At 32.4% G+C, this 11,971-nt stretch carries 13 protein-coding genes; 1 reads left to right on the forward strand and 12 read right to left on the reverse strand.

Annotated elements, in window-relative coordinates:
• Window positions 1-5: 5 nt before the first annotated feature.
• The 7 genes from AAYQ05_RS02260 to AAYQ05_RS02290 all read right to left on the reverse strand — a co-directional run bounded on the left by AAYQ05_RS02260 (window position 6) and on the right by AAYQ05_RS02290 (window position 6,907).
• The gene (locus AAYQ05_RS02260; RefSeq protein WP_343540875.1) at window positions 6-821 is read right to left on the reverse strand and encodes an NAD-dependent epimerase/dehydratase family protein; all 816 of its coding nucleotides are present in this window, start codon (window positions 819-821) and stop codon (window positions 6-8) included.
• 95 nt (window positions 822-916) lie between these two features.
• Window positions 917-1,336 (reverse strand): SRPBCC family protein, encoded by a 420-nt coding sequence (locus tag AAYQ05_RS02265; protein ID WP_343540876.1) that lies wholly within the window; start codon window positions 1,334-1,336, stop codon window positions 917-919.
• Between the two features lie 2 nt (window positions 1,337-1,338).
• On the reverse strand, window positions 1,339-2,208 hold the full coding sequence (locus AAYQ05_RS02270) for a tetratricopeptide repeat protein (protein WP_343540877.1): 870 nt from the start codon (window positions 2,206-2,208) through the stop codon (window positions 1,339-1,341).
• Window positions 2,209-2,240: 32 nt separating this feature from the next.
• On the reverse strand, window positions 2,241-4,637 hold the full coding sequence (locus AAYQ05_RS02275) for a M28 family peptidase (protein ID WP_343540878.1): 2,397 nt from the start codon (window positions 4,635-4,637) through the stop codon (window positions 2,241-2,243).
• A gap of 15 nt (window positions 4,638-4,652) precedes the next feature.
• Window positions 4,653-5,000 carry a hypothetical protein gene (locus AAYQ05_RS02280; RefSeq protein WP_008465546.1) on the reverse strand — a complete coding sequence of 116 codons (348 nt, stop codon included), beginning with the start codon at window positions 4,998-5,000 and terminating at the stop codon, window positions 4,653-4,655.
• A 9-nt stretch (window positions 5,001-5,009) separates the two neighbouring features.
• On the reverse strand, window positions 5,010-5,354 hold the full coding sequence (locus AAYQ05_RS02285) for a hypothetical protein (RefSeq protein ID WP_343540879.1): 345 nt from the start codon (window positions 5,352-5,354) through the stop codon (window positions 5,010-5,012).
• A gap of 23 nt (window positions 5,355-5,377) precedes the next feature.
• Window positions 5,378-6,907 carry a GNAT family N-acetyltransferase gene (locus AAYQ05_RS02290; RefSeq protein WP_343540880.1) on the reverse strand — a complete coding sequence of 510 codons (1,530 nt, stop codon included), beginning with the start codon at window positions 6,905-6,907 and terminating at the stop codon, window positions 5,378-5,380.
• A 177-nt stretch (window positions 6,908-7,084) separates the two neighbouring features.
• Between AAYQ05_RS02290 and AAYQ05_RS02295 the strand changes: the two genes are divergently transcribed.
• Window positions 7,085-7,417 carry a single-stranded DNA-binding protein gene (locus AAYQ05_RS02295; RefSeq protein ID WP_177211631.1) on the forward strand — a complete coding sequence of 111 codons (333 nt, stop codon included), beginning with the start codon at window positions 7,085-7,087 and terminating at the stop codon, window positions 7,415-7,417.
• A gap of 78 nt (window positions 7,418-7,495) precedes the next feature.
• On the opposite strand, the gene AAYQ05_RS02300 is transcribed toward AAYQ05_RS02295, so the two are convergent.
• The 5 genes from AAYQ05_RS02300 to AAYQ05_RS02320 form a co-directional block, all read right to left on the reverse strand.
• Window positions 7,496-8,188 (reverse strand): DUF2461 domain-containing protein, encoded by a 693-nt coding sequence (locus AAYQ05_RS02300; protein WP_343540882.1) that lies wholly within the window; start codon window positions 8,186-8,188, stop codon window positions 7,496-7,498.
• Between the two features lie 83 nt (window positions 8,189-8,271).
• Window positions 8,272-8,457 carry a hypothetical protein gene (locus AAYQ05_RS02305; protein ID WP_177211633.1) on the reverse strand — a complete coding sequence of 62 codons (186 nt, stop codon included), beginning with the start codon at window positions 8,455-8,457 and terminating at the stop codon, window positions 8,272-8,274.
• Window positions 8,458-8,539: 82 nt separating this feature from the next.
• Window positions 8,540-9,058, reverse strand: a complete 519-nt coding sequence (locus tag AAYQ05_RS02310; protein ID WP_008465537.1) for a ferritin — start codon at window positions 9,056-9,058, stop codon at window positions 8,540-8,542.
• 79 nt (window positions 9,059-9,137) lie between these two features.
• Window positions 9,138-10,595: a hypothetical protein gene (locus tag AAYQ05_RS02315; RefSeq protein WP_343540884.1), complete on the reverse strand. Its 1,458-nt coding sequence runs from the start codon at window positions 10,593-10,595 to the stop codon at window positions 9,138-9,140.
• Window positions 10,596-10,732: 137 nt separating this feature from the next.
• Window positions 10,733-11,863 carry an OmpA family protein gene (locus AAYQ05_RS02320; protein WP_343540885.1) on the reverse strand — a complete coding sequence of 377 codons (1,131 nt, stop codon included), beginning with the start codon at window positions 11,861-11,863 and terminating at the stop codon, window positions 10,733-10,735.
• Window positions 11,864-11,971: the final 108 nt, after the last annotated feature.

Below are 11,971 nucleotides of genomic sequence, written 5' to 3' on the forward strand. Positions count from 1 at the left end.
AAATTTTAATATTCGTCTAAGTTAAATTTATAGTTTAAAGTGCATTCTATTTTCTCACTCGAAATTATTTTTTTGATATTAGATTGCTGAGAACTGAATTTCGGTTCTGATAAATTCATCTCAATTGATTTTTGAGTATAATATTCCTCTCTAGTTGGATGATAAGGCGCAACAGCATTAAAAACCTCATTCCATTTAGATTTGTTTATGATTTCTTCAATAATGCCAATACAATCTTTCTGATGAATAAGATTAACGGGAGCATCTGGATTTTCAATGTTTTCTTTTCCAGCTAAAAACTTAATAGGATGACGATCTTCACCAATTAATCCGCCAAAACGTAAAATTGTGGTTTCGAAGTTTTGATTTTCAAGAAGGAGATTTTCGGCTAAAAGCAATTGTTTACCGCTTTCAGTTTCTGGATTCGGAATAGTTTCTTCTGTTACAAGACCATTATCATCACCATAAACAGAAGTTGAACTTACAAAAAGAACCTTCTTAACCGTTGATTTTTCTATAAAAGGAATTAAATTCTTGATTTTTTCTACAAATGCTTTCTTCTTAGAACTTGGATCGATAGCTCTTAGTTTTGGCGGAATATCTATAATTAAGATTTCGCTTTCTGCTAAGAAAGTATTGATGTTTTCGGAAATTCCTTCACTTTCAACACTCACTAAAAACGGATTTATTCCTGCGTCTTTTAAAATTGGAAGTTTGTTTTCTGAAGTTGTTGATCCGTTTATTGAAATTCCTTTTTTAAGTAATGCTTTTGCTAAGGGAAATCCCAGCCAGCCGCAGCCAAGTATGCTTATTTTTGTCATTTTTTGAGATTCAAAGGAACAAAGTTACAGAGTCAGAAAGTTTTTTTAACTATGAATCAAATAAAAAGAGCAGACTAACAAATCTGCTCTATTATTTAAGATTCTATTACGGCTTTTAATGCCTGTAGAATTGGATTTTCTTCCCCTTGCGGTTTCTCCTGAACCGCTCCAGGGCGATTATCTTCCTGAATTATTTCGAGTTTTGTTTTCTGATTTTCTTCAGATAAAACATAATTCATTATGAAATAATTCTCGGGTTTATCTTCCAATCCAGGTCTTGGGAAAAACAAAGAATATTTTATTTTTTGATTTGGAAGAACATCTAAAACAGTTCCCCATTGCTCAAAAACTTGGCCTTCCCATTCATTTCTAAAGCGTATTTCATTGCCGATTTTCCAATCTGTAATTAAATCACTTCCATACTGCCATTGCTTGACTAATTCTGGCTGTGTTAGTGCGTTCCATACTTTTTCAACTGGGGCATCCAAAACGATTTTAGAAATATTTGTTGCCATATTTATTCTATTTTAATGTTGTTTTTCTCAGCAATTTTTTTGAATAAAGCTTCCTTATTTTCTGATTTCATTTTCTGGTAAAGAGCACCAATAAGCTGTTCAGAATCTTTTGCATATTCTGAATTTTCATTGGTGTAGATTATATGGGCCAAAAAAAGATTATCCAATGCTTTTTCATCATCTTTCATCATGAAATAGTTTTTTCCAGCACCAAAATAGCCTTCAGCATTGTTGGGATGGTATTGAATAAGTTTTTCATAATAACTTATGGCCGTTTTATAATCAGATTTAAAAGTATACACAACACCAATGTTCATTAATGCAAAATTTCCTTCGGGATAAACTTCAAGCGATTTCTTATAATATTTAATTGCATTATCGTAATCGTTCAATTGCCTGTAAGAAACTGCTATGTCATCAAGTGCAAGAACAAAGTTTGGATCTTCTTTTAAAGCAAGTTGAAAGCTTTCAATAGCCATTTTGTAGTTGTTCTGTCGCATAAAATCTTTTGCGATGACATAAGAATTCTGTGCATTTTTGTTTTTTGATTCGCTATAAAAAACATTGTCTTTGTTTTCAATTAATTCAGGCATCAAGTTTGGACATTTCTTTGAAATTACAGCTTGAACTTTCAGAACCATATTTTGAATTCCATCAACGGTATTTATAGATTCTCTGACTTTTGGATCTTTGTCTGTTAAAATTAACTCACCCATTGGGCTTGTTAAACATTCTCTGAAAACATCTTCTGTAATTTTTGAACTTTTCTCTAAACACTCGCATGCTTTTGCAGCGATTTTTTCTTCTACAGTTTGTGCATTCAATGCTAAAAAGTTGCTAAAAGTCAAAAATAACAAGAAGTTTTTCTTCATTTTAAAAGATTAAGGGTTATTGTAATTTATTACTATTCTGGTTTGCTAACGGCAGGTTTTAAGCTGTCTTTTGGAACAGCCAAACTATCACTTGGCACCATAACAGGTTCAAGTGGTTTTATTGGCGGTGTATATCTTTTGATTTTCTGCTGAATCAATACGGCATCATTCAATACAAATGGCGTTGGCATCATCCAATTATCTCTAGGCTTAACTTTTAAAAGCGGATTGGTCATCAAATCGAATGAACTTTCAATTAAATCCATATCAAAAACAGAAGATTTGTTTATGTAGAAATCCATTTCCAGCGGTTCGTTGCCTACTACATAATAGCATAAAATTTTGCTGTCTTCTCTTTCAAGACGATTTCCTTTTTCGCCAGAAGTTGACACTCCATTTGCTTTAAAGTTATAAAATGTCATTTTTGGATTTGCATAAATATCATAACGGTTTACTTTTCTATTTGGAGTAATCCTGATTTTCAAATATCTATTATTTCCTATAACGCTATCTCTTAAAAATTGAATTGTAGGTTTCGGAACATCGACAACTGGTGCGATAGCGCTGTACGTAAAAGAGGTGTTGTATTTGCTTGAAAGAGGCAATGAATTTAAACCAACAGCCTTTTGATTTTTCTCGCCTAAATACGATTTAGTCCATTCGTCTAAATTTTTGTCATAAGTGGTCCATACAGCAGAATTGTTGTCGGCATTGTAAACGTATAATAAACTGTTTGATTTGGCTTTGCCATATTCGTAACCTGAATGATATCCTGCGTAAACGAAAAATGAAATAGAAGCAATAAAGAAAACCACGATCCAAGCACCTTTTTTGGCAAATGCACCGAAAATTGGAAGTAATAATCCGAATAATAAAACGGTTAGAATAGCGCTTCCGTATAAGATTTTAAGGCCGAGACCAATTGGAAACATTATGATAAAAGGCGCAACAATTGCCAAGGCAGGAATAGAGAATATTAGATTCATTCCTAAACTGTAATGCTGTGTAAACACAAATATTCCGAATAATAATATTCCGAAATAAACAGGAATTATTAAGAAACCAGCTCCCGTTAGGCTATTGGCTAAAAATGCGTTAATGATAATCCAAACCAATAAAGGAGCTACAAAATGGTTCATGGTAGTTTTAGCTTCAGAGAAATGATGATAGAAAGCAAAACAAATTGCGATGCTCAACGTAACAAAAGCGCCAATATAAGCATGTCCATTATAAGTAAATCCGTTTAGAAGATCAGAGTATTGAGGATAAATTTCGAGAATAAGTTTCCATCCTAAAAAGGTTACTAATCCTGCAATTATAAGAGATCCTAATAGCGGCACAAAACCTTTGAAAATTTCTGTGAAAGTGATGATTCTTTTTACTCTTCCAACAAAAATGAACAAAAACAATAATCCGAAAGCAATTATGGTCATCGGCATTACCCAAGTAAACGGATAACTAATAAATGAAAATGGAGCGCTAAAATAAACATTGTCTTCGGTAGACTCTGTTTGATTCAAATCAATGTTTGTAAAATATTTTAGCAAAGGCATAATATATGTGCCTTGATGCGCTAGAGTAGTTTTGTTTAAATGTTGAATATCATCCTGCTGCGTATGATAGTTGAAATGACCATCGATAAAAGCAAAATTAAATCCTTGAATATTTCCTTGTTCTCTAAAAACAGTTAAATCGGTATCATTTGGTAGCATTTTGTAAATGCTGTACATCAAAGAATTAGAAACAGGATGTGAAGGTTTTGCTTTAGTAAATTCTTCAACCAATGCCTGATTCCCTTTATTGGTTTCCATTAACATATAGCTTGGACCAGAAGTTCCTCTTGCTTCAAAGTTTAAAACCAAACCAACATCTTTTGCCCAAGGATGCTGGTTTACAAATAAAGCAGCTCCGTTTAATCCTAATTCTTCGGCATCAGAGAATAATATAATAATATCGTTTTTTTGAGGATGTTTAGAATATAAAAAGGCACGTACACCCTCTAAAATTGTTGCAACTCCAGAAGCATCATCGCTTGCTCCTTTTGAGAAAGAATGCGGTGCGCTATCATAATGAGAAAGAAGTAAAAGTGCTTTTGTATTGTTTGTTCCTTTAATTCGAGCCAAAATATTTTTTGACTTTACCAAAAGACCTTTATCATTCAGAGTAAAACCTTCTTGAACACTCGTTTCTAACCCAATTCTGTTTAATTCTAGTTTAAGATAATTAGCAACCAGTTCGTGATTGGTCGATCCGACATAGTGCGGTTTTTGTGCTATAATCTCAACCTGGTTAAAAGCTCTTTCGGTCGAAAACTCAGCAAGCGCTTCATCATCCCTAGAGATTCCTTGTGGCATCATCGTGGCATATATAATGCCAAGTAACGCTAAAATGCAGACTATGGCTAGAATTGAGGTTTGGTTTTTTCTCATGGTAAATAATACTAACTATATTTCTTTTTTAACAAGCATAAAATAATCATTGTCCAAGGAACGGTATCCTTGATCATACAAGAAATAATATGTGTTTCCTGTTTTGGTTTGTAAAATGTTTGTAAAGAACTCAAAATCAAAGCCTTTTGTGAGTAATTTGTCTCTAGAAGCTTTGGATTTTCCGTCTACATTTAACTCTGCCAAAATACGGTAATTTTTGCGTAACTTGTTGTTTATATTTCGCATGAAATTCGTGCTATCTTTATTTATTTTGTTATTGTAGGCATTTCGACAGCTATCGGAACAGAATTTCTTGTCTTCTCGTCCGAAAATTTTGGCTGAGCATTCGAGGCATGTTTTCATTTAACATTTTTATTTTGTTGATAAACTAGGTTTTTCATTTACACTTTTAATAATTACCTGATTAATTTCGTAGATTAAAACCTCCACTTTTTTAATGTCACAGTCGGTTAAAACAATATCCTTAAAATCATTTTCTAAATTGATCCTTAGTTCGCAAGATTTTGTAGGGACATTTAGTCCAAATGTTATTTCAATGATTTTATTAATGAAAGATAAATGTCTTATTAATTCTAAGCTTAAAATGCTGTCAATTTCAAATATGGCATTATCCTTTCTGAAATCGGTATTGTTAATTACGAGGTGATCATTTTTAATATAAATTTCAAATAGCGGATTTTTTCGAATGACACTCATTGATTGTTAATTTAAAAAGGTCTTTATGAATTCAATTTTTTAATTTCGTAAAGATCTGTTCTTCTGTCTTTTAATGTTTTTACGCTTCCATGTTCGTGAAGCTCTTTCAATAAATTTAAATCAACATCAACAATAAGCGTCATTTCTGTGTTTGGAGTAGCTTCTGCTTTGATTCCGTTACTTGGAAAAGCAAAATCGGATGGCGTGAATACAGAAGACTGCGCATATTGGATATCCATATTGTTCACTTTTGGAAGATTTCCAACGCAACCTGCTATGGCTACATAACATTCATTTTCGATGGCGCGAGCTTGCGAACAATGTTTTACGCGAGTATATCCGTTTTGCGTATCGGTTAAAAATGGTACAAACAAAATGTTCATTCCTTCATCAGCCAGAAGTCTGGAAATTTCTGGGAATTCGACATCGTAGCAAATTAAAATTCCAATTTTACCACAATCGGTATCAAAGGTTTTAAATTCCGATCCGCCTTTCATTCCCCAATGTATAACTTCGTTTGGCGTGATATGAATTTTGGTATACATTTCTGAAGTTCCGTCTCTTTTGCATAAGAAACCAACATTGTAAAGATTTCCGCCTTCTAAATAAGGCATACTTCCTGTAATAATGTTGATGTTATATGAAATGGCAAATTCCTGAAACTTTTTTCTAATAGGGTCAGAGTGACGAGCAAGTTCGCGAATAGCTTCTGCTTCAGACAGATGATTATAATCGGCCATTAATGGCGCAATAAACAATTCTGGAAACAAAGCAAAATCAGACCCATAACCCGAAACGGCATCAATAAAAAATTCTGCTTGTTCAAAAAGGGCTTCAACATTATTCAGCGGACGCATCTGCCACTGAATTAATCCTAAACGAATAATGTTTTTCTTTAAATTAATCAGTTTCGGACTATCATCATAGTAAATATTATTCCATTCCAATAGAACCGCAAATTCTTTCGATTCTTCGTCACCTTCCAGATAATTTTTGATGATTCTCAAAACGTGAAAATCATTGCTTAACTGAAAAGAAAGAACCGGATCGTACAATTCTTTGGTACGCACTTTTTCGATATACGTTTTTGGAGACATCTTTTTGGCATGTTCTCTATAGTTCGGAATTCTCCCTGCAAAGACAATCGCCTTGAGGTTCAATTGTTCGCAAAGTTCCTTTCTTGCATCATACAAACGGCGCCCTAAACGCAAGCCTCTATAATTGGGGTGAATAAAAACATCTATTCCGTATAAAATTTCAGCATTTGGATTGTGTGTCGAAAAGGTATAATCGCCACTAATCTGCTGATAGTTATGTCTTTTTTCTACTAATTTTTCGTCAACGATAAGAGATAGGGCAGAGCCAACAACTTTTCCGTCAACCAAAATCACCAGCTGTCCTTCTGGAAAAATTGCAAGAAGTCTTTCTATATCCTCAGATCTCCAATAAGAATCTGCCATTTCTGGATACGATTCGATCATTGATTTCTTTAATTGTTTATAGTCTTCTATTTCAAGATTTCTTAACTCTACTTTTTTAATTTTTGCTTGCATATCGTAAGATTTATCTCAAATATACAAAAAACAAATTCCATTTACAAACGCTTACAAATAGTTACAGTCGATAGTAAATAGTTAATAACCGACTGTCAATGTTGTGGTTTGGCATCTTTGCAGTGTTGAATTCGATAAACGATTCAATTTAATAATAACATTAAAACAGTATACGCCATGAGTGCAATTAGAAACAAAGTACAATTAATCGGGAATGTTGGTAATGATCCAGAAATTAAAACATTAGAAAGCGGTAGAAAACTTGCTCATCTTACAATCGCAACAAATGAGATTTATAGAAATGATAAAGGCGAAAAAGTAGAGCAAACCGAGTGGCATCGCATAACTGCTTGGGGGAAAACAGCAGAAATTATCGAAAAGTATGTTGTAAAAGGGAAAGAAATCGCTGTTGAAGGGAAACTAACGCACAGAAGCTACGATGATAAAAATGGAGAGAAACGTTATATAACGGAAGTGGTCGTAAATGAAATTTTACTATTGAGTAAATAACGTTTTAACGAATATCGTTGGTTAAACCCGACAGGTTTTTAAAACCTGTCGGGTTTTATACTTTACGGAAAATTGTTTTTATAAAATTGATACACCATTAGCATCAGTAGTAAGAACTTCGCTCATATAATCAAAAAAAGGTCTCATGTTTTTGAAAGCGTCCAAAGCCAGTTCTAAAAATTGCGGACTTAATACTTCCTCATCAGTAAAACGTTTTATGACCAAAAATTGTTTGAAACGAAGCAAATCAATAGCTGGATGATCAACATCAAAACCTTTTGGTTTTGTTTTAAGCTGTTCGCCTTGCAAAGTGCCAAAATTGCTTTTAAAAGATTCTGAATTCAATATTTTCTGAAAGGTTTCAGGATCTTGAGCAAATTCGGTTCTTATTCGTTTTAAATCTGAGGCATTTGGTCCCCAGAAACCGCCTGCAAAAAAGCTATTTCCTTTTTCCAGATGAAAGTAATAACCGCCGCGTCGTGCTGCGGTTGCTCGAGTATAACTTCCGCCCCAATAATGTTTAAAAGGTGTTTTATCTTTAGAAAAACGAATATCACGATAGATTCTATACACACTTTTTTTACCCGAAGCGTTTTCTAAAACATCGGTTTTAGAAAGTTCCTTAAGCAGTGCGCCTGCAAAATTTTCAATATGATTAAGTTCTATTAAATATTGCGGTTTATGTTCTTCAAACCAGGGTTTGTTGTTGTTTTGTTTTAGCTCAACCAAAAAATCGAGACTAGATTTGGGAATTGTAATAGCGTTTTCCATAATAGAATTTAAAAGTCGAAAGTGACTGCAATTTAAAACTAAAAAACCCACCAGAGAAATCTGATGGGTTTTTCTATATCGCGTTAAGCAGTTTTTTTGAATAAATCAAACATAGGACAGCGTGAGCAGCGTTTCTTTTCGCTCTTTTTATATTTCTCACAGCAAGAAGATTTACAGTTTTCAATCTTCTTAATTTTATCAAGGATAGCAGCGTTTTTCTTTTTCTTTTTATCCTTTTTTTTGTCCTTGTCTTTTTCTTTCTTGCTCACTTTTTCCTCTGAATTTTAAAAACAGAGACAAATATAAACCAAAAAAGTTATTTTTAAATATTCTAAATAAACTTTAACTTTTTTATTTAGGATTGATAGCAATTGAACTCGTAACTGTTAATTGCTGAATATCACGATCAAACAAATAAAGTCCGCCTTTATCATCACCAATTAAGTTGATTTTATCTAAGATAGACTTAGCTGTAGCTTCTTCTTCAATTTGTTCAGAAACGTACCATTGCAAGAAATTGTGTGTCGCGTAATCTCTTTCTTCAAAAGTAATATGAACCAATTCGTTGATAGATTTCGAAACAAAAAGTTCGTGATTGTAAAGCTCCTCAAACATTTCTTTGAAAGTAGTATAAGTTGTTTTTGGTGCTTTAAGATCTGTAACTTGAGCGTGTCCTCCGCGTTCGTTTACATACTTAACTAGTTTAAGCATATGTGCGCGCTCTTCGTCTGACTGGGTGTACATAAATTGAGAGATTCCCTCTAATCCTTGTACTTCAGCCCAACAAGCCATAGAAAGATAAGTTTGCGAAGATTCTGCTTCTATGCGGATTTGCTTGTTTAAAGCCGATTCGATATTTTTTGCTAACATAATAAGTGTCTTTTTTGTAAAATTAAGAAAAATTATCCATTACACTTTTTAGAAACCTCGAAAACATTAGACTTTAAGATTAATTCTTCTTAAAATTAATTTTCTCAAATGCAGCAGGATTTGAAAATATAGATTTGTTTATGATTGGGTTTCTATTTTCTTCCATCATGAAGCCATCCGTAAATTTTCGCATGACAAATTGTTGAGAAGCTTTGTCGTAATAGCTTAAGATGTAATAATTTTTTAATCTTAGCGTATCGTATAATTGAATGCCTTTGTTGTTGTTTAAAAAGTAAAATAAGTTTTCAATTGCTAATGGCTCTGAATGTTTGTTACTTATGAAATCTAAATTTTCATTTAAGGTAGCATCAAAATAGACTACTTTGTTTAATGAATAATATTCACGCACTCCAAAAGTATCAGGAGAATCAGATTTAAAATAATAATCTATAGATTCTCCAAAACCACTAAAGGTGACAAAACTGTTTTTTTGATTTTTAACTACGGAAATACCAGCAGTAAGTCCGTCTAAATCTTTAAGGAATTTTGCAGTAGTTTTTAATTGCTGCGGTTTCTTGTCATTAATTTGAACAAAGAAAGGTGAGTTTTTAAATGGAATGCTATCATTTTTTGAAAACGAAAATTTTTTAATGATATTTTTAGAATCAAAATCTTTTATTTGAAACAGTAATTCCTCTTTATTGGCCGCGACTTGAAATAGTTTTCCATCATTGTAAAATGAATTTGATGTTTGCAATGGGTTTTTGGAAACAGGCTGATCAAAAGTTCTTTCTTTCATAGCGCCAGTATTTAAATTAACCTCAAAAACCTGTGTTCGTTCTAAACGATTATCGAATGTTAAAATAAGATAATCATTGACCACATACATTTTACTTATTTGTGATGTAAAATCAATAGGGTTAAGAATATCCAATTCCATCTTTTTAATCGGAAAGTGTTTGATGAGCGCATTGAAAGAAATGTTCACTTTCTCTTTATTTTTGAAAGTGAAAGTAGAAAAATCAAGCATTTTAATTTCACACTTTTGATTTTCAAATCTATACAAAAGAAGATGCTCAAAATCTATCTCTTTGGCAAGAATATAAAAGGCATTATTATCTTGAAACGAATTTATTATATATTCATGATTTCGTGGAAAATCAAAATTTATAGATTCTGATGTTTTGCGGTCAAGATTGTAAGTGGTAATTAAAATGTTTTTATTGTTTCCTGAAATCCAGTACAAGGTTGGCCTTTGTTCGGCACTAATAGTGCTGCCAATTAGATTTCGATTTGCTTCTTTTTTAATTAAATCTGTAAACTGACTCGTTAGAAATAAAGATTGATTGTATTTTAAAATATTTATGCTCTGTTTGTCCCAGGCAAAGGCATAGATTTCTTTGTTTTTCTTGTCTTCAATATTTAAAATCTGAGTTTTTGATAAGAAGTTTATATTTAATGGTAAAGAATTTAATACTGTTTGGCTAAACAAAACTGTTTTAGAAAACAAAAGAAAAAAAAGTAGTCGTTTTTTCATAAATGTGCTTCTTAAAATATATTCAGTAGCAATTTGTTCAAATTTTATGCCGTATTTACATCATTTTAAATTTTTGAAAAATAAAAAAGCCCTTAAGAAAAAATCTTAAGGACTTTTAATCAAGTCTTAAAAAGAAGTTATTTTACAATAAAAGTAACTCTTCTAGCTAATCTTCTCGCTTCCTCAGAGTCTTTTTGAATTGAGGTATCTGCACCATTTGCAACAATATTTAAACGAGAAGAAGCAATTCCAGCTTTTTCGAAAATTGTTTTTACGTTTGTTGCTCTAATGTTAGATAGTTTTTCGTTGTATTCAGCTTTTCCAACTTGATCAGCATAACCTATAAGGTCAAGAGTAGCAGATGGGTTTTTTCTTAAGTAGTTTAAAACAATATCAATTGCAGCTGTTGAGTTCTCAATTGGAGTTGTTTTATTAAAATCGAAATAAACACTGAAATACTTGTCATTAATCATTTTTCTGATTAATTCATTATCATTTTGTTGTGGCGCACTTACTTGTTTTTCAACAACTACTTCCTTTTGAGCAGGTCTGTTTTTGATTTGTGATTCAAGATCTGCTACTTTGCTTTCTAAAGCAGAAATATCACTATCTTCATTAGAAATTACTGTCCAGTCTGCATGTTTTGTGTTTTTGCCTAAGTAAATGTTTAAACCAACAGTTCCGTTAAAAACCAATCCAGAAAAACCTCTGTTGCCAGCAGCATATGCTCCCTCAAAAGTACGATCTTGAGATGCGTTTAGAATAGTTGAAAAATCACCCGTTAAAGCAACTCTGTTTGATAATCTAATTTGTCCAGTTACACCAGCAATAAAGTTACCCATTTCATCTGCACCTTTAAAATTATCGCTTCTTAATTGAGCGTATCCAAAACCAGCGTGACCTAATAAACCAATAGTGTTGGTCCATGTTTCAAAATTCATGATGCGGCCTAAGTTGGCAACAGCTTGTAAATCTACTCTATAGTATTTTGAGTCAAAATCAATAGTGTTTCCTTTTGCTGTAAAACTGTTGTATCCAAAATCTGCTTTCAAACCAAATTTGTTGTTAAACATATAACGAACTCCTAGATCTCCAGTCCATGGACTCACAGTATTTGTAGAATATCCATCGCTAAATGGCCGTTGAGGCTTATTTAAACCTGCTCCTAAATCTACAGACCATTTATTATACCCTTTATTGTTTTCTGTTTGTGCACGTACTCCTGTTAACGCTAAAGCTAATGCAAGAGTCATTACAATTTTTTTCATTGTTTTAAATTTTTAATTTTTGCCCAAAACAACATTAAATTGTAGGTAAAAACTTTCTTTAAAAGTCAAAAAAGTAATAAAATAAGACTATTGGCAAAAAATTAGAGA

This window comes from Flavobacterium movens, from assembly GCF_039581425.1.
Lineage (GTDB): Bacteria > Bacteroidota > Bacteroidia > Flavobacteriales > Flavobacteriaceae > Flavobacterium > Flavobacterium luteolum.

Coding starts and splice junctions, on each gene's coding strand:
- AAYQ05_RS02260 (WP_343540875.1), bottom strand. CDS start 821: ATGACAAAAATAAGCATACTTGGCTGCGGCTGGCTGGGATTTCCCTTA.
- AAYQ05_RS02265 (WP_343540876.1), bottom strand. CDS start 1,336: ATGGCAACAAATATTTCTAAAATCGTTTTGGATGCCCCAGTTGAAAAA.
- AAYQ05_RS02270 (WP_343540877.1), bottom strand. CDS start 2,208: ATGAAGAAAAACTTCTTGTTATTTTTGACTTTTAGCAACTTTTTAGCA.
- AAYQ05_RS02275 (WP_343540878.1), bottom strand. CDS start 4,637: ATGAGAAAAAACCAAACCTCAATTCTAGCCATAGTCTGCATTTTAGCG.
- AAYQ05_RS02280 (WP_008465546.1), bottom strand. CDS start 5,000: ATGAAAACATGCCTCGAATGCTCAGCCAAAATTTTCGGACGAGAAGAC.
- AAYQ05_RS02285 (WP_343540879.1), bottom strand. CDS start 5,354: ATGAGTGTCATTCGAAAAAATCCGCTATTTGAAATTTATATTAAAAAT.
- AAYQ05_RS02290 (WP_343540880.1), bottom strand. CDS start 6,907: ATGCAAGCAAAAATTAAAAAAGTAGAGTTAAGAAATCTTGAAATAGAA.
- AAYQ05_RS02295 (WP_177211631.1), top strand. CDS start 7,085: ATGAGTGCAATTAGAAACAAAGTACAATTAATCGGGAATGTTGGTAAT.
- AAYQ05_RS02300 (WP_343540882.1), bottom strand. CDS start 8,188: ATGGAAAACGCTATTACAATTCCCAAATCTAGTCTCGATTTTTTGGTT.
- AAYQ05_RS02310 (WP_008465537.1), bottom strand. CDS start 9,058: ATGTTAGCAAAAAATATCGAATCGGCTTTAAACAAGCAAATCCGCATA.
- AAYQ05_RS02315 (WP_343540884.1), bottom strand. CDS start 10,595: ATGAAAAAACGACTACTTTTTTTTCTTTTGTTTTCTAAAACAGTTTTG.
- AAYQ05_RS02320 (WP_343540885.1), bottom strand. CDS start 11,863: ATGAAAAAAATTGTAATGACTCTTGCATTAGCTTTAGCGTTAACAGGA.